19 protein-coding genes and 1 riboswitch are annotated in these 24,615 nt (G+C 63.1%); of the genes, 12 read left to right on the forward strand and 7 right to left on the reverse strand.

Annotated elements, in window-relative coordinates; translation table 11 throughout:
• Positions 1-95: 95 nt before the first annotated feature.
• The gene (ftsH, locus tag NKJ12_RS04590; RefSeq protein ID WP_352476109.1) at positions 96-2,021 is read left to right on the forward strand and encodes an ATP-dependent zinc metalloprotease FtsH; all 1,926 of its coding nucleotides are present in this window, start codon (positions 96-98) and stop codon (positions 2,019-2,021) included.
• 397 nt (positions 2,022-2,418) lie between these two features.
• Here the strand turns inward: ftsH and NKJ12_RS04595 are convergent, their stop codons facing one another.
• Entirely contained in the window at positions 2,419-3,405 is a 987-nt protein-coding gene (locus tag NKJ12_RS04595; protein WP_352504957.1) for a hypothetical protein, read from the reverse strand.
• Between the two features lie 534 nt (positions 3,406-3,939).
• On the opposite strand from NKJ12_RS04595, the gene glmM reads away from it, so the two are divergent.
• The 5 genes from glmM to serA all read left to right on the forward strand — a co-directional run bounded on the left by glmM (position 3,940) and on the right by serA (position 10,492).
• Entirely contained in the window at positions 3,940-5,292 is a 1,353-nt protein-coding gene (glmM, locus tag NKJ12_RS04600; protein ID WP_352701365.1) for a phosphoglucosamine mutase, read from the forward strand.
• A 221-nt stretch (positions 5,293-5,513) separates the two neighbouring features.
• On the forward strand, positions 5,514-6,353 hold the full coding sequence (locus NKJ12_RS04605) for an outer membrane protein (RefSeq protein ID WP_352504958.1): 840 nt from the start codon (positions 5,514-5,516) through the stop codon (positions 6,351-6,353).
• A gap of 233 nt (positions 6,354-6,586) precedes the next feature.
• Positions 6,587-7,336, forward strand: a complete 750-nt coding sequence (locus tag NKJ12_RS04610) for an outer membrane protein (protein ID WP_352504959.1) — start codon at positions 6,587-6,589, stop codon at positions 7,334-7,336.
• 197 nt (positions 7,337-7,533) lie between these two features.
• Positions 7,534-8,709 (forward strand): phosphoserine transaminase, encoded by a 1,176-nt coding sequence (locus tag NKJ12_RS04615; protein WP_352701366.1) that lies wholly within the window; start codon positions 7,534-7,536, stop codon positions 8,707-8,709.
• Positions 8,710-8,893: 184 nt separating this feature from the next.
• Complete coding sequence (serA, locus tag NKJ12_RS04620) at positions 8,894-10,492, forward strand: phosphoglycerate dehydrogenase (RefSeq protein WP_352701367.1); 1,599 nt, start codon at positions 8,894-8,896, stop codon at positions 10,490-10,492.
• A gap of 84 nt (positions 10,493-10,576) precedes the next feature.
• Here the strand turns inward: serA and NKJ12_RS04625 are convergent, their stop codons facing one another.
• Positions 10,577-11,479 carry a DMT family transporter gene (locus NKJ12_RS04625; RefSeq protein ID WP_352649060.1) on the reverse strand — a complete coding sequence of 301 codons (903 nt, stop codon included), beginning with the start codon at positions 11,477-11,479 and terminating at the stop codon, positions 10,577-10,579.
• A gap of 319 nt (positions 11,480-11,798) precedes the next feature.
• Here NKJ12_RS04625 and NKJ12_RS04630 point away from each other — a divergent pair, with 319 nt between their 5' ends.
• Together NKJ12_RS04630 and NKJ12_RS04635 are read left to right on the forward strand one after the other, a co-directional pair.
• A complete protein-coding gene (locus NKJ12_RS04630; RefSeq protein ID WP_352476117.1) occupies positions 11,799-13,097 on the forward strand; it encodes an adenylosuccinate synthase in 1,299 nt (432 codons plus the stop codon).
• Between the two features lie 73 nt (positions 13,098-13,170).
• Positions 13,171-14,853, forward strand: coding sequence for a hypothetical protein (locus NKJ12_RS04635; RefSeq protein ID WP_352701368.1), 1,683 nt, complete (start codon positions 13,171-13,173; stop codon positions 14,851-14,853).
• Between the two features lie 31 nt (positions 14,854-14,884).
• Here NKJ12_RS04635 and NKJ12_RS04640 read toward each other — a convergent pair whose 3' ends face one another.
• The 4 genes from NKJ12_RS04640 to NKJ12_RS04655 form a co-directional block, all read right to left on the reverse strand.
• Positions 14,885-15,184, reverse strand: coding sequence for a CcdB family protein (locus tag NKJ12_RS04640; RefSeq protein WP_254816483.1), 300 nt, complete (start codon positions 15,182-15,184; stop codon positions 14,885-14,887).
• On the reverse strand, positions 15,184-15,426 hold the full coding sequence (locus NKJ12_RS04645) for a type II toxin-antitoxin system CcdA family antitoxin (RefSeq protein WP_254816484.1): 243 nt from the start codon (positions 15,424-15,426) through the stop codon (positions 15,184-15,186). Before NKJ12_RS04645 ends, NKJ12_RS04640 begins: the two co-directional genes overlap by 1 nt.
• 76 nt (positions 15,427-15,502) lie before the next feature.
• On the reverse strand, positions 15,503-17,323 hold the full coding sequence (locus tag NKJ12_RS04650; RefSeq protein WP_352701369.1) for an ABC-F family ATP-binding cassette domain-containing protein: 1,821 nt from the start codon (positions 17,321-17,323) through the stop codon (positions 15,503-15,505).
• A 15-nt stretch (positions 17,324-17,338) separates the two neighbouring features.
• Complete coding sequence (locus NKJ12_RS04655; protein ID WP_352701370.1) at positions 17,339-17,983, reverse strand: thiamine diphosphokinase; 645 nt, start codon at positions 17,981-17,983, stop codon at positions 17,339-17,341.
• A gap of 128 nt (positions 17,984-18,111) precedes the next feature.
• A riboswitch (TPP riboswitch) is annotated at positions 18,112-18,226 on the forward strand.
• A 43-nt stretch (positions 18,227-18,269) separates the two neighbouring features.
• On the opposite strand from NKJ12_RS04655, the gene thiB reads away from it, so the two are divergent.
• The 4 genes from thiB (at position 18,270) to NKJ12_RS04675 (ending at position 23,655) form a co-directional block, all read left to right on the forward strand.
• Positions 18,270-19,283, forward strand: a complete 1,014-nt coding sequence (thiB, locus tag NKJ12_RS04660; protein WP_352701371.1) for a thiamine ABC transporter substrate binding subunit — start codon at positions 18,270-18,272, stop codon at positions 19,281-19,283.
• 240 nt (positions 19,284-19,523) lie between these two features.
• On the forward strand, positions 19,524-21,143 hold the full coding sequence (thiP, locus tag NKJ12_RS04665; protein WP_352701372.1) for a thiamine/thiamine pyrophosphate ABC transporter permease: 1,620 nt from the start codon (positions 19,524-19,526) through the stop codon (positions 21,141-21,143).
• The gene (gene thiQ / locus NKJ12_RS04670) at positions 21,140-21,931 is read left to right on the forward strand and encodes a thiamine ABC transporter ATP-binding protein (RefSeq protein WP_352701374.1); all 792 of its coding nucleotides are present in this window, start codon (positions 21,140-21,142) and stop codon (positions 21,929-21,931) included. The genes thiP and thiQ overlap by 4 nt, the downstream gene beginning before the upstream one ends.
• 254 nt (positions 21,932-22,185) lie before the next feature.
• A complete protein-coding gene (locus NKJ12_RS04675) occupies positions 22,186-23,655 on the forward strand; it encodes a M48 family metalloprotease (protein ID WP_352701431.1) in 1,470 nt (489 codons plus the stop codon).
• Between the two features lie 13 nt (positions 23,656-23,668).
• Here NKJ12_RS04675 and NKJ12_RS04680 read toward each other — a convergent pair whose 3' ends face one another.
• A complete protein-coding gene (locus tag NKJ12_RS04680) occupies positions 23,669-24,526 on the reverse strand; it encodes an RNA polymerase factor sigma-32 (RefSeq protein ID WP_254816490.1) in 858 nt (285 codons plus the stop codon).
• Positions 24,527-24,615: the final 89 nt, after the last annotated feature.

Consider the following 24,615-nt stretch of genomic DNA (forward strand, 5'->3'; position numbering starts at 1 on the left):
CTGTTATGCTTGGCAAGGGGAGACGCTCTCCCTATGTTAGGGCCAAGTTTCCTCTCACGACGCGTGTCCGCCCAGCGGCGCCAACGGGACAATTGATGAATCCGAATTATCGCAACCTCGCGCTCTGGGCGATCATAGCGGTCCTGCTCATCGCTCTCTTCAATCTTTTCCAGACGCCGCAGACGCGTGGGGCCTCGAGCGATGTCCCCTATTCGCAGTTCCTGCAGGAAGTCGCGGCGGGAAGGATCAAGTCGGTGACCATCGCCGGCGCCCGTATCTCCGGCAATTACACCGACAGCTCCAACGGCTTCCAGACCTATTCGCCTGGGGACCCGTCACTGGTTTCGCGTCTGCAGGACAAGAACGTCACTATCAATGCGCGTCCTGAATCCGACGGCTCCAATTCGCTGTTCGGCACACTGATCTCCTGGCTGCCGATGATCCTCATCCTCGGCGTCTGGATATTCTTCATGCGCCAGATGCAGTCCGGTTCCGGCCGTGCCATGGGCTTCGGCAAGTCGAAGGCCAAGCTTTTGACCGAAGCGCATGGCCGCGTCACCTTCCAGGACGTCGCCGGCGTCGACGAAGCCAAGCAGGATCTGGAAGAGATCGTCGAGTTCCTGCGCGACCCGCAGAAATTCCAGCGGCTCGGCGGCAAGATCCCGCGCGGCGTGCTGCTCGTCGGTCCTCCCGGAACCGGCAAGACGCTGCTCGCCCGCTCGGTCGCCGGTGAAGCCAACGTGCCGTTCTTCACCATTTCGGGCTCGGACTTTGTCGAGATGTTCGTCGGCGTCGGCGCAAGCCGCGTCCGCGACATGTTCGACCAGGCCAAGAAGAATGCGCCTTGCATCATCTTCATCGACGAAATCGACGCGGTCGGCCGCCATCGCGGTGCCGGCCTCGGCGGCGGCAATGACGAACGCGAGCAGACGCTGAACCAGCTGCTGGTCGAGATGGATGGCTTCGAATCCAACGAAAGCATCATCCTGATCGCCGCCACCAACCGGCCCGACGTGCTCGATCCGGCGCTGCTCAGGCCGGGCCGCTTCGATCGCCAGGTGGTGGTGCCGAACCCCGACATCGTCGGCCGCGAGAAGATCCTGAAGGTGCATGTGCGCAACGTGCCGCTGGCGCCCAACGTTGACCTCAAGGTGATCGCGCGCGGCACGCCGGGCTTTTCCGGCGCCGACCTGATGAACCTGGTCAACGAGTCCGCCCTGATGGCGGCGCGGCGCAACAAGCGCCTCGTCACCATGGCCGAATTCGAGGACGCCAAGGACAAGATCATGATGGGCGCCGAGCGCCGCTCGTCGGCGATGACGCAGGCCGAGAAGGAGCTGACCGCCTATCACGAGGCCGGCCACGCCATCCTGGCGCTCAACGTGCCGTCGGCCGATCCGTTGCACAAGGCGACCATCATTCCGCGCGGCCGGGCACTCGGCATGGTCATGCAGCTGCCGGAAGGCGACCGCTATTCGATGAGCTACAAATACATGATCTCGCGCCTCGCCATCATGATGGGCGGCCGTGTCGCCGAGGAGTTCAAGTTCGGCAAGGAGAACATCACCTCGGGCGCCTCCTCCGATATCGAGCAGGCGACCAAGCTGGCGCGCGCCATGGTGACGCGCTGGGGCTTCTCCGACAAGCTCGGCCATGTCGCCTACGGCGACAACCAGGAGGAGGTGTTCCTCGGCCATTCGGTGGCGCGCACGCAGAACATCTCAGAAGAGACGGCGCAGATCATCGACGCCGAAGTGCGCCGGCTGATCGACGAGGCCTATTCGACGGCAAGGTCAATCCTGACCAAGAAAAAGAAGGAATGGATCGCGCTGGCGCAAGGCCTGCTCGAATACGAGACGCTGTCGGGCGAGGAGATCAAGCAGCTGATCGCCGGCAATAAGCCCGCACGCGACCTCGGCGACGACACGCCGCCGAGCCGTGGCTCGGCCGTACCAAAGTCCGGCCGCCGCAAGAAGGGCCCCGAGCCCGAAGGCGGCATGGAACCCCAGCCGTCAAGCTAGGGACCAGGACAGATCGACTTCGAAACGCCGTGGGCTCTAACCGCGGCGTTTCCTTTTGATGTTCGCGAGGCGCTAAAGCTGCCGATCTCCCCACTTTGCAGGGCTATCGCAGGTGGAAAGCCGAGGCTTTCGCCCTACGATGATCCCTAACCCCCAAAAAGGGGAGGGAGACTCGGCGCCGACCTGGGCAAATTGCCTGCCTTTCCGGCGCCAAGGGCTCAACGGCGCCGACGACCCGCCCTCCGAGGCGGGTTCTTTGCTTCCGGCGGCGGACAGCGAAGGAACGCGACCTGACAGTTGGTCCAACCTCGGAAGGCCCTCTCACTTGTTCGGTAATAACAAAAAAGCCCGCGAACCTTGCGGCTCGCGGGCTCCTATCGTCGGATGATGGCGCCGGTCAGCTCTTCAGCTTGGCGTTGCAGAGGCTGTAGAAGCCGCCGCCCTTCTGGATCCACCTGAGGCCGCCCAGCGTGTTGGCGTCCTTGTTGGCGTAATAGAGGTCGAGGCAGGTGTGCATGCGGCCCTTGGCCGGGGTCTCGGTTGCATACTTCTTGGAGATCGCCGTCGGGAATTTCACGCCCTGGGGGGCGGTGATGGTCGGCGGCTGCGGATCGCCGGTATACTTGGCATCGGGAGCCGGCAGGGTGTCGTCGTCGGCTGCGCCGGCGCCGCATTGGCTCTTGCGGAAGTCGTTCCACTTCATGCCGTTCAGCGTGTTGCCGGCCTTGGCAGCCTGATATTTGGCGCTGCAATCCGCCATGCTGAGGCCTTTGCCAGAATCGGTCGCCGCGGCTGTCGCCGCCTCGGCAGGTGCCGCGGCAGGCTGTGCCGCTGCAGTTGCGCCGGCGGCGCATTCACTCTTGCGGAAGTCGTTCCATTTCATGCCGTTGAGGGTGCCGGCAGCCTTGGCGGCCTGGTATTTGGTGCTGCATTCTTTGGCCGTCAGGCCCGGCGCAGCGTCGTCGGCGGCTGCCGCAGCCTTGGTCGTGGCGGCGGGTTGTGCGGCTGCCGTCGCGTCGGCGGCGCACTGGGTCTTGCGGAAATCGTTCCACTTCATGCCGTTCAGCGTGCCGGCGGCTTTTGCCGCCTGGTACTTGGTGCTGCACTCCTTCGCCGTCAGGCCCGGGGCCGCATCGTCGCCGGCGGCTGCCTTGGTGGTGTCAGTGGCCTTGGCCGGGGCGGTGTCGGTCGTAGCGGCGGTGGCATCGGTGCCGCATTGCGCCTTGCGGAACTGGTTCCAGTTCTGCCCGCCAAGCGTTCCCGCATCCTTCGCCGCGTTATACTTGGTGCTGCACTCGGCCATGGTCAGCGCATTGGCAGGCGCCGCCAGGAACAAGGTCGCGACGGCAAGACCCGTCAAAGTGGCAAGTCGGTGGATGAGCATGCGTTTTCTCCCTGTGGCAGTTCATGATATGTCCCAGTGCAGCAATAGCGCTCAACGGCTGGTTGCGCCAGATGCTAAGTAGCGTAGAGACAAATTTAGAGGTGCATTCTTTTCTTTAAGGTGATGAATTCGTTGCCGGGACCGTCTCCCAGCCAAATTCGTCCGGGTGCATTGCACGGAGAGCGCGCATATGGCTGGTTCCCAGCGAGGCCACTGCGTCACATGAGGGACAGTCAAATCGGCGGGTGCGGAGGACCTGAGCCTACCGCTGTCTGGAGCCGCACGATGCGGACTCGGGTTCAAGGCCACACTGCCACAGACCAAAGGATCCAGATGAGTTTGAGTTGACGTTTCTGATGCTGCTGCCGCAACAAGGGCTCGGAACTTGAAAATCAACACACTAGCGTGACGCAAAACACACAAAACAACAATTTTCTAAGGATTGGTCGTCCATAATCATACAATGTGATGACGGGGCTTGGGCCATTTTATGGCATGAGATGCTCGGAAAGAACCATCGGGAAGCTGGCGAACATGGCAGGACATTATTTCGGTACGGACGGCATTCGTGGGCGAGCCAACAAGTTTCCAATGACGGCGGAGGTCGCCATGCGGGTCGGCATGGCCGCCGGCCTCTCGTTCCAGCGCGGCAGCCACCGCCACCGCGTCGTGCTCGGCAAGGATACCAGGCTTTCCGGCTACATGATCGAGAACGCGATGGTATCCGGCCTGTGCGCCGCCGGCATGGATGTCTTCCTGCTCGGCCCTATCCCGACGCCCGCTGTTGCCATGCTGGTGCGCTCGCTGCGCGCCGATATCGGGGTGATGATTTCTGCCTCGCACAACCCCTATTACGACAACGGCATCAAGCTGTTCGGCCCCGATGGCTACAAGCTGTCCGATGAGATCGAGGAGCGTATCGAGGGGATGCTCGACAAGGATATCGAATTGGCGCTCGCTGATTCCGATGGGCTCGGCCGCGCCAAACGCGTGGACGGCGTGCATGACCGCTATATCGAATTCGCCAAGCGCACGCTGCCGCGCTCGATGTCGCTGTCGGGCCTGCGCATCGTCGTCGATTGTGCCAATGGCGCCGCCTACAAGGTGGCGCCCGACGCGCTATGGGAACTCGGCGCCGAGGTCGTTGCCATCAATGTCGAGCCCAACGGCTTCAACATCAACAAGGAATGCGGCTCGACTCATCCAGCCGGCTTGCAAAAGAAGGTGCACGAAGTGCGCGCCGATATCGGCATTGCGCTCGACGGCGATGCCGACCGCGTCGTCATCGTCGACGAGAACGGCGCGATCGTCGATGGCGACCAGATCATGGCGCTGATTGCCGAGTCCTGGCACCAGAGCGGGCGGCTGGCCGGCGGCGGTGTCGTCTCGACGGTAATGTCCAATCTCGGCCTCGAACGCTTCCTCGGCGACATGAACCTGCAGTTGCATCGCACCAAGGTCGGCGACCGCTATGTCGTCGAGCACATGCGTGCCCATGGGCTCAATGTCGGCGGCGAACAGTCGGGTCACATCGTGCTGTCCGACTTTTCGACCACCGGCGACGGCCTTGTCTCGGCGCTGCAGGTGCTCGCCTGCATCAAGCGGCATAACCGGCCGGTGAGCGAACTGTCGAAGAAGTTCGAGCCGGTGCCGCAGCTGTTGAAGAATGTGCATATTTCCGGCGGCAAGCCGCTCGAGGAGGCGCCGGTCAAGGCAGCGATCGAAGATGCGCGCAATCGCCTCGGCATGGCCGGGCGCCTGGTCATCCGGCCATCCGGCACGGAGCCGCTCATCCGCGTCATGGCGGAAGGCGACGACCCACAACTTGTCGAGTCCGTCGTCAACGACATCGTCGAGGTCATTTCGGAAACGCGCAGCGCCGCCTGATCTCCCTCCAACATCGGTTCAAAGCCCGCCTTGCCGGCGGGCTTTTTATTGAGTCGCCAATTCCGCCTGCAGCAACGGCCGCCAGATTGCTCGACTTTTGGAGATTCGTGGTTAATCAATACGGTTAAACGCCTTTTAACCTTTCCGATTCATTATCCACAACTGAGGTCAATCACGTTTCGGGCGCGTTCGCCGTTCGAGGGTTCTCAGGAGTGATAAGCATGTTCAACACAGCAAGAATGGCCCTCCTGGCCGCGCTGTTTGCCGGCGCCGGGCCGGCATTCGCCGCCGATTTCGTCGAGCCGCCCGTAGTCGAGGAGGCGCCACCACCGGTTGCCTACGAGCAGCCGGCCGAATTCGGCGGCTGGTATATCCGTGGCGACATCGACTATCACTGGTCGAAGTTTCGTGGCGGCGACTACATCACCTACGGTGTAGCGCCCCAGAATCCCGGCAAGTTCGATACAGGCAAGCTGGACGGCGCCTTCTCGGCCGGCGGCGGTGTTGGTTACCAGATCGACGAGCATTTCCGCACCGATCTCACCTTGGACTGGATGAGCAAGTCCAAATTCCGCGGCTCGACCAACGGCTTCTGCGGCCCGCAGCAAACGCCTTGCACGTCCGTCGATACCTCGTCCTATTCGGCGCTGCTGCTCTTGGCCAACGCCTATGTCGACATCGGCACCTGGCATGGGATCACGCCTTATGTCGGCGCCGGCATCGGCGGTGCCTGGGTCAAGTGGGATGAACTGCACAACGTGGACAGCGACGGTTCATTTGATCATAGCGGTGGCAAGGGCTGGCGTTTTGCCTATGCTGCCATGGCGGGCGCATCCTACTGCCTGACCGATCGCGTCAAACTCGATGTCGGCTACCGCTTCAGCCACATCAATGGCGGTAAGATGTTCGACTATGCCTCCCTCCCCAATGTCGGCCCAGGCTATGACAAAGGCATCAACGTGCACGAAGTGCGTGGCGGCCTGCGCTACCAGTTCGGCAGGTCGGACTGCGCGCCGCCGGAGCCCTACGTTCCAGAACCCGAGCCCGTCTACACCAAGTAGTTGTTTCTGAAATCCAGGAATTCGTCGACCGCCCGGCTGATGCCGGGCGGTTTCGTTTTGGCTGCCTAAGATGCTGCGGCGCTCGGGAACACCGCCCAACTTGAGAAGCGAAAGCGGATCAAATCAATTGCTAACGCCTTGTTATCCTTAACCCGCACTTAACCACTATGGTTAACAATGCTGTCTGAAACGGCGCGCGATTGCGAATGCGCCAAGTTCGGGAGCCGAGGACCATGACATCCAAATCGCCTGTAGCACTGGCGCTAGCAGCAGTCGTCGTGTTGCCGCTGACGCCGGCGCTTGGTGCCGATTACGAACCGCCGGTCTATGTCGACCAGGCGCCCGATTATGTACCGGTCGAGGTTGGCTCGGGATGGTATCTGCGCGGCGATGTCTCCTATCTGGTGCAGAAGAGCTTCAGGGATGAGGATTTCGCCTTCACGCCCGCGAGCTTCGACGAAAAGGAAGATCCCATCTTCGCCAGCATTGGCTTCGGCTACCATTTCAACGACTATTTGCGCGCCGATCTCAATGCCGGCTATCTGCCCGGCAACAAGATCGAGGTCGGCTATAACAACGGAACGACCGTGGCATCGGCGACCCTGAAGAACTATGCCTTCTCAGGCATACTCAATGGCTATGTCGACCTTGGCACCTATGTCGGAATCACGCCTTATCTCGGCGCTGGTGTCGGTATCCTCCAGAGCAAGCGCCGCCTGTCGGCGAGCTACTTCACCGCCAACGCCGACCCCACCGACGATTTCGTCCTGCGTGACAACAAGACCCAATACTCCTTCGCCTACACGCTGAATGCCGGCCTTGCCTACCAAGTGTCCAAGAATGTCTCAGTCGATGTGGGGTATCAGTATTTCTCCGCACCCGACGCCGAATATGTGACGGCCGAAAGCCTGACTTCTTATCCGATCCGCAAAGGGATCAATAATCACCAGGTCAAAGTCGGACTGCGATACGACCTCTGGTAGGCTCGATCGAAGCTGAGGCGTGAACAATGGCGGGTCTTTGGCCCGCCGTTTGCGTTGTGGCACTTTTTTTCCAAAGGCAGCCGGTATCCCGACAGCGACAAAAACTTTCCCCTTGACGCCGAAAGCCTGAACGCATATCGCCGTCCGTGGGCCACCCCTCCCCAACGAGGGGCCACTATCTGGAAGGATAGACCACGATGACGACGCATACGAAGCCCGAATTCCGTCCGGCAAATCCCAATTTTTCCTCAGGTCCCTGTGCAAAACGCCCCGGCTGGTCGGTCGAGGCGCTCAAAAATGCCGCGCTCGGGCGCTCGCACCGCGCCAAGATCGGCAAGACCAAGCTTGAACAAGCGATCGAGCTGACCCGGGAAATCCTCCAGGTTCCGGCGGATTACCGCATCGGCATCGTGCCGGCCTCGGATACCGGCGCGGTCGAAATGGCGTTGTGGTCGCTGCTCGGCGAACGCGGCGTCGACATGGTCGCCTGGGAGAGCTTCGGCTCCGGCTGGGTCACCGATGTGGTCAAGCAACTGAGGCTCGCCGATGTGCGCAGGTTAGAGGCGGACTACGGCGCGCTGCCCGACCTGACCAAAATAGATTTCGACCGCGACGTGGTCTTCACCTGGAACGGCACGACGTCGGGCGTGCGCGTGCCGAACGGCGATTTCATCCCGGCCACCCGCAAGGGCCTGACCATCTGCGACGCCACTTCGGCGGCCTTTGCGCAAAAGCTCGATTTTCAGAAACTCGACGTCGTCACCTTCTCCTGGCAGAAGGTCCTGGGCGGTGAAGGCGCGCACGGTATGCTGATCCTCAGCCCGCGCGCCGTCGAACGGCTGGAAAGCTACAAACCGGCCTGGCCACTGCCGAAGATCTTCCGTCTCACCTCGGGCGGCAAGCTGATCGAAGGCATCTTCAAGGGCGAGACCATCAACACGCCGTCAATGCTGTGCGTCGAGGACTATCTCGACGCGCTGCGTTGGGCGCAGTCGATCGGCGGCCTCGACGCGCTGGTCACCAGAGCGGATGCCAACGCCGCTGTTCTCGATCGCTTTGTCCGGAAATCTTCCTGGCTCGGCCATCTTGCCGTCGACCCGGCGACGCGTTCGAACACATCGGTCTGCCTTTCATTCACCGATCCGGATGTCGCTGCACTCAACGCCGATGGACAGGCTGCGTTCGCCAAGGCAATCGTCTCGGCGCTCGACAAGGAAGGCGTTGCCTACGACATCGGCGCCTACCGCGATGCACCGCCCGGCCTGCGCATCTGGTGCGGCGCGACAGTCGAGACCTCCGATCTCGAAGCGCTGCTGCCCTGGCTCGACTGGGCTTTTGCCGCACAAAAGGCGTCGCTGAAGGCAGCCGCCTAACTCCCTCTCCCTCGAAGAGAGGGTGGCCCAAAGGGCCGGGTGGGGTCGCCTCCAACCGCTCACCGATCCGCCATCCAGAAAGAAAAAAAGATTTGGCCGCATCCGGCCGCAATGACCCACCCCGGCGCTTCGCGCCGACCCTCCCCTCAAGGGGGAGGGACGCCAATCGCAAAGGACCAAGCCAATGCCCCGCGTTCTCGTCTCAGACAAACTTTCCACCACCGCCGTGCAGATCTTCAGGGATCGCGGCATCGAGGTCGACTATTTGCCGGATCTCGGCAAGGACAAGGAAAAACTGCTCGAAGTGATCGGCCAGTATGATGGGCTGGCCATCCGCTCGGCGACAAAGGTGACGGAGAAGCTGATCAACGCCGCGACCAGGCTGAAGGTCGTGGGCCGCGCCGGCATCGGCGTCGACAATGTCGACATCCCGGCGGCGAGTCGCAAGGGCATCATCGTGATGAACACGCCTTTCGGCAATTCGATCACCACCGCCGAGCATGCCGTCGCCATGATCTTCGCGCTGGCCCGCCAGATACCGGAGGCCAACGCCTCGACCCATGCCGGCAAATGGGAAAAGAACCGCTTCATGGGCGTCGAGATCACCGGCAAGACGCTCGGCATCATCGGTTGCGGCAATATCGGCTCGATCGTCGCTACGCGCGGCGTCGGCCTGAAGATGCACGTCGTCGCCTTCGACCCGTTCCTGTCGGACAGCCGCGCCGAGGAACTCGGTGTCGAAAAGGTCGAGCTCGACGAGCTGTTCGCCCGTGCCGACTTCATCACGCTGCACACACCGCTTACCGACAAGACGCGCAACATCATCGACGCCGCGGCGATCGCCAAGATGAAGACCGGCGTGCGTATCATCAACTGCGCCCGTGGCGGGCTGATCGTCGAGGCCGACCTGATCGCGGCGCTGAAGAGCGGCAAGGTGGCCGGCGCCGGCATCGACGTGTTCGAGGTCGAACCGGCGGAGAGCAACGCACTGTTCGGCATGGAGAATGTGGTGGCAACGCCGCATCTGGGGGCCTCGACGATGGAGGCGCAGGAGAATGTCGCGCTGCAGGTCGCCGAGCAGATGTCGGACTATCTGATCAAGGGCGCCGTTTCCAATGCCATCAACATGCCATCGATCACCGCCGAGGAAGCGCCGCGGCTGAAACCTTTCGTCAAGCTCGCCGAAGTGCTCGGCGCCTTTGTCGGACAGGTCACCGAGGATCCGATCAAGGAGGTCGAGATCCTGTTCGATGGCTCGACCGCGACGATGAATACGCGGGCGCTGATCAGCGCTACTCTTGCCGGGCTGATCCGGCCGCAGGTCGCCGACGTCAACATGGTGTCGGCGCCGATCATGGTGAAGGAGCGCGGCATCATCGTCGCCGAGGTCAAGCGCGACAAGTCGGGAGTGTTTGACGGCTATATCAAGCTAACGGTTAAGACCGAGCACAGGACGCGCTCGATCGCCGGCACCTGTTTTTCGGACGGCAAGCCGCGCTTCATCCAGATCAAGGGCATCAATCTCGACGCCGAGGTCGGTCAGCACATGCTCTACACGACCAATGCCGACGCGCCCGGCATCATCGGCCTGCTCGGCACGGTGTGCGGCGAGAACGGCGTCAACATCGCCAATTTCCAGCTCGGCCGCAACCGGCCGGGCGGCGATGCCATTGCGTTGCTCTATCTCGATGCGCCGTTCCCGGAAGACGTGTTGGCGCAGGTGCGCTCGCACAAATCGATCGACTCGGCCAAGCGGCTGCATTTCGACGTCGGCGCGGCCTGAAATTCGATCGCCCCGTGTGCAGCAGCACGCGGGGCGCTTCCATGGTCGTTGACGGACCGCAGTGAACCGTCGCGGCGAGCGACTTCATTCAGCAGCGGATACCGACATCTTCCGTCCGCTGTATTCGGCGAGGCTGATGCCGCCTAGCACCAGTGCGAGAGCCAGCGCCTGATAAAGCTGGAATGTCTCACCGACAATCAGCACCGACAGCAGCGTACCGAAGATCGGCACCAGATTGATGAACAGGCCGGCCCGGTTGGCGCCGATCAGCTCGTTGCCCCTGATATAGAAGATCTGCGAGATGACCGAAGCACCGATGGCGGTATAGAACGCGACAGCCCAGCCGCGGGCGTCGGGGACGATGACCTTGCCGGCGGCAATCTCCCACAGGAAGAAAGGCAGCGATGTGATGAGTGCGGCAACCGACAGCGCCAGCATCAGGCTCTGCCAGCGGATGACCGGCTTCAGCCGCAACCCCACCGAATAGAAGGAGTAGCAAAGCACGGCCACCAGCATGATCGCGTCGCCGAAGTTGAGATCCAGCTTGAGAAGCTGGCGCAGGTCGCCATGGCTCGCCGTCACCGCGACGCCGATGATGGTCAGCACGACGCCAGCGATCTGCACCCGGTTCACCCGCAGACGAAACAGCACGAAATTGGCGATGATGATCACGATCGGTATCGCCGCCTGCTCGATCGAGACGTTGATCGCCGTCGTGTAGTTGAGTGCCGTGTAGAAGATCGCATTGAAAAAGGCGAAGCCGCAAGCGCCGAGCCCGCCAAGCAGCAACCAGTGCCGACGCACCACTGGCCAGTCCTCTTGCAGCGTTCGCCAGCCGATCGGCAGCAGGATCAGAACGGCCAGAATCCAGCGCAGGAAGACCAGCGTCATCGGTGAAATGTGGTCGACCGCCAGCTTGCCGGCCACGGAGTTGCCGCCCCACAGCAAGGTGGTGAACAGCAGGAATAGGTAGGCGGCTCGATACATCGTGACATTCCGGCCAGGCAGAGGGAATTTGACGTCGGTGTGGGACTATTGCGACCGCTAGCCCAAGTAAATGATGTCAAAGGCGAAAATTGTTGTGCCTCGGAGCGTTTGGGTGGCAAAGAGTGGTCGCGCTCGCCGGGTCTTGACGCTATAGAGCGACGTGCGTGCAATTGGACGCTACAAGTACGCGTCGGAAGGCTTTAATCCTCGCGTCGTGCTCTCCGAAAATCGATTCCGTTTTTGGGGGCCGATGCGATAGAGGCCTGTCGTTTCGAACTGTTTTCAAGCTGCTCGTGCGGCGTCTCAAGGGAAAAGAAATATGGCCAATGTGGTGGTCGTCGGCTCGCAATGGGGCGATGAGGGCAAAGGCAAGATCGTAGACTGGCTGTCGGAGCGCGCCGACGTTGTCGTGCGCTTCCAAGGCGGCCACAATGCCGGCCACACGCTGGTCGTCGACGGCAAGGTCTACAAGCTGTCGCTGCTGCCGTCCGGCGTGGTGCGGCAAGGCAAGCTGTCCATCATCGGCAATGGCGTCGTCTTCGATCCGCACGCCTTCGTCGCGGAGGTTGCGAAATTGAAGGCGCAGGGCGTCGAGGTGACGCCAGACCGCCTGAAAATAGCCGAAAACACCGCGCTTATCCTGTCCTTGCACCGGGAGCTGGACGGATTTCGCGAGGACGCCGCTTCCAATTCCGGAACGAAGATCGGCACGACCCGTCGCGGCATCGGTCCCGCCTATGAAGACAAGGTGGGCCGGCGCGCCGTCAGGGTGATGGATTTGGCGGATTTGGAAACGCTGCCCTTGAAGGTCGACAGGCTGCTGACGCACCACAATGCGCTGCGGCGCGGGCTCGGCCATGCCGAGGTCACGCATGAGGCAATCATGAGCGAGCTGATTTCCGTCGCCGACGAGATCCTGCCCTATATGGACCGCGTCTGGAAAATCCTCGACGACAAGCGCCGCGCCGGCGAGCGCATCCTGTTCGAGGGCGCGCAAGGCACGTTGCTCGACATCGATCATGGTACCTATCCGTTCGTCACCTCGTCAAATACGGTTGCCGGCCAGGCCGCTGCCGGGTCCGGTGTCGGCCCGGGCGCCATCGGCTATGTGCTCGGCATCACCAAGGCCTATACCACGCGTGTTGGCGAAGGCCCGTTTCCGACCGAGCAGAAGAACGAGATCGGCGAGTTCCTGGGCACGCGTGGCCATGAATTCGGCGTCGTAACTGGCCGCAAGCGCCGCTGCGGCTGGTTCGATGCCGTGCTGGTCCGCCAGGCCGTCGCCGTCAACGGCATCAAGGGCATTGCGCTGACCAAGCTCGATGTGCTCGATGGGCTGGACGAGATTAAGGTCTGTACCGGCTACCGACTCGACGGCGAGGCGATAGATTACCTGCCGGCCAGCCAGGGTGCGCAGGCCCGCGTCGAACCGGTCTACGAAACGTTGGAGGGGTGGAAAGGTACCACCGCCGGCGCGCGTAGCTGGAACGATCTGCCGGCCCAGGCGGTGAAGTACGTCCGCCACATCGAAGAGCTGATCGGCGCGCCGGTCGCACTCCTTTCCACCAGCCCTGAACGGGACGACACGATACTTGTGACCGATCCGTTTCAAGACTAGTTTCTCAGCCTTTCCGGGCATTGCGGCTGATTTGCGGGGGCCGGCCCAGAAACAAATGCAGGTCGACTGAAGCATGGTAGATTTTGTTGGTGCCCTGAAAAAGACGCTAGACAAGCTTGATAAGCCGTCGGCGGAAGTGCGCGCCAAAGTTTATGACATGGCGCGTTCGACGATCGCGAAGAAAATTGCCGAACGCGATCCGCCGTTTGCGCCGTCGGATGTCGCCAGGCAGAAGCGCGCACTCGAAGACGCCATCGCAAGCGTTGAGCGAGAATATGCTAAACCGGCACCGGCATCCGATCCGCTGGCGGAACTGGAGGACATCTTCTCCTCCATCGACCGCAACAAGAACCAGCCCAGCCATGTCCGGCAGCCGGCAAAGACCGAGCCAGCAACAACCGGGCCAGCAAAGACCGGGCCGGCCCAGACTGGGCCGGCATGGCAGTCCACGCCCGCCAAGGCGGTGCCGAACTGGCAAAAGCCGCAGCCCGTCGCTCTTCCTCAAGAGCGCGCTGGTCCGCCGCCGTCCGATATGGATCTTCCGACGGCCGATGACCAAGACAGCGTTTTTCGGGGCGACGACTTTTCCAACGACGGCGGCCCCGCGGAGGACAGGTTCCAGCGACTCCATCCTGCCGAGCGCAGGCGCAGCTATGGCGGCGTGATCGCCGCCGCCATTGCCCTGCTGGTCATTGCCAGTGGCGGTTATGGCATCTGGCTGAACAAGGATGCGTTCGGCAGCATGCTCGGCCTCGACGAGACCAAAGCCGTCGCCACCGAACCGCTGGTAAAACCAGCCCCGGCCAAGCCGGTGGCCGATGCGGCCGTACCGGCCGCCGCGCCTCCGACGGAGGCCGGCGAGGGCGCGAAGTTTACGCAGCGCCTTACGCCCGAGGGCCACGAAGTCGATCCCGGCCCCGCGGTCGGGCAGGCGGGCATCGGCGAAGGCGAATCCGTCGCCGCACTGACCACGCCGCCGTCGGCCGCTCATGCGCCGACCACCCCGGCACCCGCCGCGCCGGCACCGGCCGCACCCGCCGACACGCAAGCCACGGCCAATGCTCCAGCAGTCGATGGGTCGGCTGCGCCAACGCCCGCAACGCCGCCCGATGCTGCAGCTACTCCGCCAGCCCCTGCAACGGCCGCCCCACCGCCCGCGACGGCAGCGGCACCGACGGTAGTTCCGCCGCAAGCCGCGTTGGCCGTCGGCCAGAAGGCGATCTTCTACGAGGAGCGCACCAGCACCGCTCAAGGCTCGGCCGAGCCCGGCAACATCGTCTGGTCGCTGGTGCAGGAATCGCCCGGCGGCGACCTGCCGCCCGAGCCGGCGATCCGTGCCGAGGCGACCATTCCAGGCAAGGATATCCAGTTGCGCATGACGATCCGTCGCAACACCGACCAGACGCTGCCGGCCAGCCACATCATCGAGATGATTTTCCTGACGCCTAATGGCTTCGAGGGCGGCGGTGTCGACAACATCTTGCGTGTCGCCATGAAGGGCTCCGAGCAGGATGCCGGCAGCCCGCTGATCGGCATCCCGGCCAAGATCGCCGATGGCTTCTTCCTGGTTGCGCTCAACGACACCAAGGCGGATGAAGACGCCAATCTGACCTTGCTCAGAGGTCAGGACTGGATTGACGTGCCGGTCGTCTACAAGACCGGGCGGCGGGCGCTGCTCACCATGGAAAAGGGAATTCCCGGCGAGAAGGTATTCGACGAGGCGCTGAAGGCCTGGCAGACAAAGACGGCGGGGTGAGGCCGGCTCACCAGCCCAACGCCTCCTTGGCTCAGAAGCCTTGGAACAGCATGTCGAGCGCGCTCACGATGTCTTCGTGATGCCTGGTTAGATTCAGTCGGCTCTCGCCCAGTTCCGTCGCCGCAACCGTGGCGATCAAATGGGTGGCCATGACCAATTTCCGACCATTGATCTCGAAAATGGGATGGAGCCTTCGCATTGGTGATGGCGCCATCGCAACCGGCAGCAGCGGGACGACCACCCGGGTCTTGAAGTGGTCGAGCAGATCGGCCTGGACGTCGAGGAGATAGCCGCCTTCGATGCTACCCGCGAAGACGTCGTAGCGCGCCATCAGAATTGCCGATGTTCTGCCAGCGGAATACCGTGTTTTTCGACATATTCGTTCCACGCATCTATCGTCGCGCGGTTCTCAAGCTTCCACAGCCGCGTCTTTTCGGCGGCCACTGCCTCTGCGATGCCGGCTTCAGCGGCGCGTGAGACATTCACATCGAGCCCCTTGGCTTCCTTCATGAGCTTTGAGTCGATCGACAGATTTGCCGGCTGACGAACCGCATTCACAGCTATCTTGCGCATGATCACCTCCGCAGCATGCGCATAATATATGCGCACTCCTGTCTAGCCGCAATGACAAGGTGCTTGAACTCGCGAATTACCCCTCCATCTCCTCGCGCAGCATCTCGAGTTCCAGCCATTCCTCCTCGAGCGCTGCCAGTGTGACGCGCTCCTTGTCGAGCGCGGCAATCGTCTTCTGGAACGAGGCCGGGTCGCGCTCGTAATAGGCCGGATTGGCGATGTTGTTCTCCAGCCGCGAGATCGAGGCCGACACCGCCTCGATCTTCTTGGGTAAGGTTTCCAGCGCGAATTTCTGCTTGAACGACAGTTTCCTGGCCGGGCCCTTGGGAGCGGCCGCGTCGCTCCTGCTTGCAGCGGTCGCCTCGCTGGTCTCTGCCTTCGGCCGCGCCTTGCGGTCGTCCAGCCTGGTGCCGCCGCGCTGCGCCAGCATGTCGGAATAGCCGCCGGCATATTCGATCCAGCGGCCGCCACCATCCGGCGCAATGATGCTGGTCACGGTGCGGTCGAGGAAATCGCGATCGTGGCTGACCAGGATCACCGTGCCGGCAAAGCCGGCGACCAATTCCTGCAGCAACTCCAGCGTCTCCATGTCGAGGTCGTTGGTCGGCTCGTCGAGCACAAGCAGGTTTGCCGGCCGCGCCAAAACGCGGGCGAGGATCAGCCGTGCCCGCTCGCCGCCCGAAAGCTCGCGCACCGGCGTGCGCGCCTGTTCCGGCTTGAACAGGAAGTCTTTCATGTAAGAGACGACGTGGCGCTGTTCGCCATTGATGACGAGGTTCTCGCCGCGACCGTCGGTGAGATACTGCGCCAGTGTCTCCTGTGGATCGACGGCCTCGCGCTTCTGGTCGAGCGTGGCGATCTCCAGATTGGTGCCGAGCCGCACCGTGCCTGCGTCTGGCTTCAATTCGCCGGTCAGCATCTTCAACAGTGTCGTCTTGCCGGCGCCGTTCGGCCCGACCAGGCCGACGCGATCGCCGCGCTGGATGCGGGTCGAGAATCCCTTGACCACGGTCAGATCGCCAAAGCTCTTCTCGATGTTCTTGGCTTCGATCACCAGCTTGCCGGATTCGGCGGCGTCGCTGGCTGTCATCGTCGCCGCACCCTCGGCGCCGCGATGACCGCGAAAGCGCTGGCGCATGGTCTGCAACTCACCGAGCCGGCGCATGTTGCGCTTGCGCCGCGCTGTCACGCCATAGCGCAGCCAGTGCTCCTCGCGCACGATCTGGCGACCGAGCTTGTGCTGCTCGCGCTCTTCCTCCTCCAGCACCGTGTCGCGCCATTCCTCGAAATAGCCAAAGCCCTTGTCGAGACGGCGGGTCTGGCCGCGGTCGAGCCAGATTGTGGCGCGTGACACGCGCTCGAGAAAACGGCGGTCATGCGAGATGACGACCAGTGCCGAAGAGGTGCGGGCAAGCTCCTCCTCCAGCCATTCGATGACCGACAGGTCAAGATGGTTTGTCGGCTCATCGAGGAGGAGAATATCGGGCTCCGGCGCCATGACGCGGGCGAGTGCCGCACGCCTCGCCTCGCCGCCGGAGAGGTCGTTCGGCCGTTCTTCGCCGGTCAGGCCGAGATGCTCCATCAGATAGGTGGCGCGATAGGGATCGTCGGCGGGCCCGAGCCCCGCCTCGACATAAGCGCGGACGGTCGCAAAACCGTCCATGTCGGGCATTTGCGGCAAGTAGCGCACGGTTGCCGAAGGCTGGCGGAAGACTTCACCGTCCTGCGGCTCGATCAGCCCGGCGGCGATCTTGAGCAGCGTCGACTTGCCCGAACCGTTGCGGCCGACCAGGGCGATCTTGTCGCCAGCGGAGGCCGTCAGGGCGGCACCGTCGAGCAGCGGCGTGCCGCCAAAGGTCAGCTTTATCCCGTCGAGATTGAGAAGTGGCGGCGCCATGTCAGCTTTCTGGGCTCAGCTTTCCGGAAGAGGGTGGGGATGCGCGAGCAGCAGCGCGCGGCCGCTGGCCAGCGCGATTTCCAGCCGGCCCCTGACCTCGTTGGAAATGGTCAGCGACGAGCCGAACGCAACCTCGACATGGTCGAGCGGCCATTTGGCACCGGTGACGCTCAGGCCGGCGAGATCGGAGAAGCCGAGCACCGAAAACAGCGTGCCGTCGGCATAGTCGAAGCCAGCCTTTCCGGGCAGCAAGGGAATGCCTTCCTGTGCGCCGCTGGTCAAAAGCACGTCCGTCCCGCCTTCCGCCAGCCGGACGCTCAACGCCAGATGCAGGAAGATGTGGTCGGTGCGTTTACCGCCGAAGGCACCTGCGAGCACAAGGCTGGTCGCACCGCGTTCGAGCGCGGCAGCGATAGCGAGTTCACCGTCGGTCTTGTCCTTTTCGGCGGGAAACACCTGCCGTGGCACGGCGGCCAGATCCTCCGGCAACTCGGCAGGCACGGAATCGAAATCGCCGACCCAGAGTTCCGGCCACAGGCCCAGCATACGGGCATGGCCGATGCCGGCATCGGCAGCGATGACGCGCGAGCCTTCGACCTGGCGGTCGAGCAGCGGCGTGCGGATGAGATCGCCGCCAAGCAGGATGGTGAATTTGCTCATATCTCGTGGCCCTTACCAGCCCTGCCCCAGAAACGGAAGAATGAAACGGCAGACGACACGGAAGGCTGGGCTTTGGATGCCCGGCAAACTTCCGCTTGCGCGGCACTTCGGCCGGGCCTATGTGTCGAAACGCTCTAACGGGGTGCCGGACGCGATCTTCGCGGACCGGCTGAGAGGCAAGACTGCCAACCCGCTGAACCTGATCCGGTTTGTACCGGCGGAGGGATTAGACGCTTCGGACAGCCCGGCGCCTCAATTCCTTTCAATGCGAACGAAGGAGGCGCCGATGCGCAGTTTTTTCCACTCTCTTGTCCCGATTGTCCTGCTTGCGGCATCCGCGCTCGCCCTGCCAGGGCAGGCATCGGCACAGGATAGACTGACCGTCTATACCTATGAGAGCTTCACCGCCGATTGGGGTCCGGGACCGGCAGTGAAGAAGGCCTTCGAGGCCGAATGCAGTTGCGTCGTTGAATTCGTCTCGGTCGCTGACGGCGTGGCGCTGCTCAACCGTGTGAAGCTGGAAGGGGCCGCCACCAAGGCCGATATCGTGCTTGGCCTCGATACCAATTTAACCGCCGACGCCAAGGCAACCGGCCTGTTTTCGCCGCATGGCGCCATATCGGATGTCAGCGTGCCGGGCGGCTGGCGCGACGATACTTTCGTGCCGTTCGACTATGGCTATTTCGCCGTCGTCTACGATACCGAAAAACTGAAGAACCCGCCGAAAAGCCTCAGGGAATTGGTCGAGGGCGATGCCGGAGAAAAGATCGTCATCCAGGACCCGCGCACCTCGACGCCGGGCCTTGGCCTGCTGTTGTGGGTCAAGTCGGTCTATGGCAACAAGGCGCCCGAAGCCTGGGCCAAGCTCAAGGCAAAGGTGCTGACGGTGACGCCAGGCTGGAGCGAGGCCTACGGCCTGTTCACCAAGGGCGAGGCGCCGATGGTGCTGTCGTATACCACGTCGCCGGCCTACCACATGGTCGCCGAAAACACCGAGCGCTACCAGGCGGCGTCCTTCGAGGAAGGCGAATACCTGCAGATCGAAGTTGCGGGGATCACCACCAAGGGCGTGAAGAACCCGCTGGCGGAAAAGTTCATCGCCTTCATGACCGGACCGAAATTCCAGGATGTCATTCCCGAAACAAACTGGATGTTCCCGGCCGGCAAGACCGACAAGCCGCTCAACCCGGCGTTCGACAAGCTGGTCAAACCGACCAAGACCTTGCTGTTCAGCCCGGAGGAAGTCGCGGCCCACCGCAAGGCCTGGGTCGATGAGTGGCTTGCGGCGATGAGCAAGTAGCTTTGGCCGATTGGTCGAAGATGATCGCTCTACGGCGCCCCCCTCTGTCCTGCCGGACATCTCCCCCACAAGGGGGGAGATCGGACGGCACGGCGGCTTTCGCCAGTCGCCGATGTTGCTGGAATGAGCGGAGCGCTGAAACTGCCAATCTCACCCCTTGTGGGGGAGATGTCCGGCAGGACAGAGGGGGGCGCGAAGGAACGCAATCCTCACTAAGAATCTCGAATCTGGTGGTCTAGCGTGCAACGCGCACCATCATCTGACTCCCGCATCACCGCCGGCATCCTCGCGCTTGCGGCAATAGCACTTCTGCTCGGCGGAGCATTTGCAGGGCTGATCATCGAAGCCACACGCGACCCGTCCGGTGTCGCCTCCGCCTTCGATTCGTATCTCTTGCGTATCGTCCGTTTCACGCTCTGGCAGGCTCTGCTGTCGACTCTGCTCTCCGTCGCGCCAGCGCTGTTCGTCGCGCGTGCCCTGTCGCGGCATCCACAGTTTTTCGGGCGAGGCTTTGTCCTGCAGCTTTTCGCCGTGCCACTGGCGCTGCCGGCCATTGTTGCCGCACTCGGTGTCTTGGCACTCTATGGCCGCGCCGGCTATTTCGCCGGCATGCTCGGCGCGATTGGCGGCCAGAGCTGGCCCGGCATCTATGGCCTGTCGGGCATACTCTTCGCCCATGTCTTCTTCAACCTGCCGTTGGCGACGCGGCTGTTCCTGGAGGCGTTGCAGACCGTGCCGGCCGACCAATGGCGGCTGGCGACCCAGCTTGGCATGGGTGCTGCGCCGGCCTTCCGGCTGATCGAATGGCCGCCGCTGCGTGCGGCCTTGCCGGGCGTTGCCGGGCTCGTTTTCATGCTGTGCATCACCTCCTTCACCATCGTGCTTACGCTCGGCGGCGGACCCAGCGCGACGACGCTGGAGGTTGCCATCTACCAGGCGCTGCGTTTCGACTTCGACCCGGCGCGGGCTGTGACGCTGACCCTGCTGCAGATTGCCCTGACCTTCGTCGTCGTGCTGGCCTTGACGCGGCTTGGCGCCAATATGGTCGGGGACGCCAATCTGCCAGTGGCGCCGCGCCGGTATTTTTCAGCCGGTGCGGCCGAGACCGTGCTGAACGCGCTGGTGATCGGGCTGGCGCTGCTGTTTGTCTCCGGGCCGATGGCGGCCATGCTGGTAGCCGGGCTTGGCGCCGATCTCGGCCGCTTGGCCGGCGAGAGCGCGGTGCGGCAAGCGATGGCGACCAGTGCCGTGCTGTCCGTCTTATCGGCGCTGCTCTCCCTGGCGCTGTCGCTGTCGCTGGTCATGGCGCGCCGGGCGCTGGCGCTCACCCGGCGGACAGGCCGGCGGACGGTGCTCGAACATCTGGCCGACACCGGTGCGGGGTTCGTCCTGGTGGTGCCGCCCATCGTCATCGGCGCCGGCTGGTTCCTGCTCCTGCGCACCGTCAGCGATGTCTTTGCGATCGCCCCTGTCATGGTCGTTGCGGTCAATGCGGTGATGGCGATGCCGTTCGCCATCCGCGCCATCCGCCCTGCCTATGACGCGGCGAGCGAACGCCACGAACGGCTTTGCGCACAGCTTGGCATCTCGGGCTGGAACCGGTTGCGGCTGGTCGACTGGCCGTCGCTGCGGCGGCCGCTCGCCACCGGCTTCGCTTTCGCCATGGCGCTGTCGCTCGGCGATCTTGGCGTCATTGCGCTGTTCGGCAGCGATTCCGTGCAAACCTTGCCCTACCTGCTGCTGGCCCGCATGGGCAGTTACCGCACCGAGGATGCGGCCGGGCTGGCGCTGCTGCTCGGCCTTGTCTGCCTGGCGCTGGTGCTGACCGCGGACTGGATGGGAAGGAGGGAGAAATCATGATGCCGATCAGCCCGGAACGGTCCATTTCGGTGGAAAAAGGCGCGGCCGTGCGGCTCGATAATGTCTCGTTCAGCTATGGTGAAACGCCGCTTACATTCGATGTCGATTTCCCGGCGTCGGAAATCACCGCCATCATGGGGCCGAGCGGTTCGGGAAAGTCGACACTGCTCAATCTGGTGGCCGGTTTCGAAGCGCCACGGTCAGGCCGCGTGCTCATCGGCGGCGCCGACGTCAGCACTGCGCCGCCATCAGCGCGGCCGGTATCGATGGTGTTCCAGGAAAACAACCTGTTTGCCCATCTGTCCCTCGAGCAGAATGTCGGGCTCGGCCGCTCGCCTTCGCTCAGGCTGAGCGAGGCTGACCGCGCCGCAATCGCCGCAGCGCTGAAGCGCGTCGGCCTTGCCGGCAAGGAAAGCCGACTGCCGCGCGAACTCTCCGGCGGCGAGCGGCAGCGCGTCGCGCTCGCCCGGGTTTTAGTGCGCGACCGGCCGGTGCTGTTGCTTGACGAGCCGTTCGCTTCGCTCGGACCGGCACTGCGCGACGACATGCTCGACCTGGTGGCCGACGTCCATTCGGAGCAGCGCATGACGGTGCTATTCGTCACGCACCAGCCGGACGATGCGCGCCGTATCGGCCAAAACATGGTTTTCCTGGACGGTGGCACGGTTGCCGCGACCGGCACCGCCGCCGATTTTTTCGTTGGGGCTGGACCGGAGGCATTCCGACGCTATATCGGCTCGGGTCCGTTTGCGACTGGATCACGAGATGTTGCCCGGAAGCGGACATAATTTATGGTCAAACCGGCGGAAGGCGAAGCGGCGCTTGCTTGCCATCGTCGAGGTAGTGTGGCTAGGTCCGCCAGGAACTGGTCCGGCTTAGACCGTGATTTGCCCTTGCTGCCTCGTATCTGTCGGACGCACGAAGGACGCCGTAGAACTTGATTTTGCGCGTGATGCTTTCCGGAAATCGCGCCCGATTTTCGCGGTCACGTCCCAGGACTTGAAAGGAAGCCGACCTGCCGACCGGCATCGACAATCGGAGGCTGAAACCGCTGGCGCGCTTTCTTGCGCTGGCCGGTCTTGCCGTGGCGCTGGCAAGCTGCCAGATGTTCACGCCTCCCGACGTGCAGGAATCGGGCTTCCAGCCCTCCGACAAGCCGATTACGGTCGACAATGTCGCCGCTAACAGCAGGCTCGCCGAACTGGCGAAGGCGCAGCACCCGCGCATCCTTGCCACCTATGGCGGCGAGTATTCCGACCCTAAGCTCGAGCGCATGGTGGCCAAGGTCGTTGGAAGACTGACGGTGGTGTCGGCCAACCCGACCCAGACCTACCGTATCACCATCCTCAATTCGCCCAACGTCAATGCCTTCGCGCTGCCGGGCGGCTATCTCTATATCACCCGCGGCCTGCTGGCGCTGGCCAACGATTCGGCCGAGCTTGCCGCCGTCATTGCGCATGAGATGGGCCACGTTACGGCCAATCATGGTCTGCAGCGCCAGCAGCTGGAAGCTGAAGAGGGGTTGGCGACCAAGGTCGTTTCGGACGTGCTCGGCGACAACCCGACGGCCAAGGCGGCGCTGATCCGCGGCAAGCTGAGGCTGGCACAGTTCTCGCGCAATCAGGAGCTGGAGGCCGATGCCATCGGCATCAAGTCGATCGGCGAAGCCGGTTTCGACCCCTACGCCGCCGGCCGCTTCCTGCAGTCGATGTCGGCCTATGCCGATTTCCGCTCGATCAGCGGCGCCACCGACGCCAGCCTCGACTTCCTGGCGACGCATCCCAACACGCCGCAGCGGATCGATCTCGCGCAGCGCCACGCCCGCCAGTTCGGCGCGCCCGGTGTCGGGTCGCGCGACCGCGATTCATTCCTTGCCGGCATAGACGGGCTGCTCTACGGCGACACGCCGGAGGAAGGCTATGTGCGCGGCGAAACCTTCCTGCATCCTGGCCTCGGCGTGTCGTTCTCGGTCCCCAACGGCTTCATCATCGACAATTCGGCGGCGGCGGTGACGGCCACAGGCCCGGGCGACATGGCAATCCGCTTCGACGGCGTTTCGATCGACAAGGACCGCTCGCTGACCGACTACATCCGCAGCGGCTGGGTTGCCGGGCTCGACGACAGCAGCGTGCGCCAGGAAACGATCAACGGCAACGAAGCGGCAACCGCGCATGCCGGCGCCGATGGCTGGCAATTCGATATTGCGGTGATCCGCGCCGGCGGGCAGGTCTACCGCTTGCTGACTGCTGCACCGTCGGCCAGCACCTCGCTGAGCACGGTGGCGCGCTCGGTCAGCGGCTCATTCCGCATCCTGAGTGCTGCCGAGAAGGCAGCACTGAAGCCACTGCGTATCCGCATCGTCACGGTGCAGCCCGGCCAGACAATGGGCTCCCTGGCCGCACAGATGGTCGGCGTCGACCGCAAGCTGGATTTGTTCAGGGTGCTCAACGCGCTGTCGCCGGGTGCTGCGGTTTCGGCCGGCGACAAGGTTAAGATCGTCACCGACAAATAGCAGCCGACGCGATTCAGGCCGCGAGAAATTCCGGATTCTGCTTTACCAGCGCCGCCTTGAGTTTTTCCATGGCGCGCGCCTCGATCTGCCGGACACGTTCCTTGGAGATGCCGAGCGTTTCGCCAAGCGCTTCGAGCGTCGCGCCCTCGTCGCTCAGCCGGCGTTCCTCGATAATCCTGAGTTCTCGCGCATTGAGAGCGCCGAGTGCCGTCTTCAGCCACACCGAGCGGCGTTCGACGTCGATCGTGTCGCCGACCACCTCATCGGGCAGCGGGTCATCCGAAACTAGGAACTCCATCCGCTCGGTTGCGCCCGCATCGTCGGCAAGCGGTGTGTTGAGCGAGCTGTCCGGCGCCGAAAGGCGGGAATCCATCATCGCCACATCGGCCTCCGATACCCCGAGAGCCGCCGACACTTCGCGGTAGAGCGTGGCATTCGACGTCTGCTCGGCGCCGTTTGCCAGGCGAGCACGCAGACGCCGCAGGTTGAAGAACAGCGCCTTTTGCGCGGAGCTGGTGCCGCCGCGCACGATCGACCAGTTGCGCAGGATATAGTCCTGCATCGAGGCGCGGATCCACCATGTCGCATAGGTCGAGAACCGCACCTCGCGCTCGGGCTCGAAACGGGCCGCGGCCTCCAGCAGCCCGACATGGCCTTCCTGGATCAGGTCGCCCAGCGGAAGGCCGTAGTGGCGAAACCGCGACGCCATGGAAATGACCAGCCGCATATGCGCGACGGTGATGCGGTGCAGCGCATGCTGGTCATTGTTTTCCTTCCAGCGCAGCGCCAGGAGATGCTCTTCGTCACGTTCCAGATAAGGGGCTTTCATCGCCGCGCGAACCATGGTCCGTCCTGCACTGTCTTCCATCATGCCGCGCTCCTGCTTCAGGCGTTGCGGTGCGATCGAATCGTGAGTTGGCGCCGATGGTTGAAATGGCGGCGCCGCGCCCTACAACAGCG

Source organism: Mesorhizobium sp. M0195 (genome assembly GCF_040322115.1).
Lineage (GTDB): Bacteria > Pseudomonadota > Alphaproteobacteria > Rhizobiales > Rhizobiaceae > Mesorhizobium.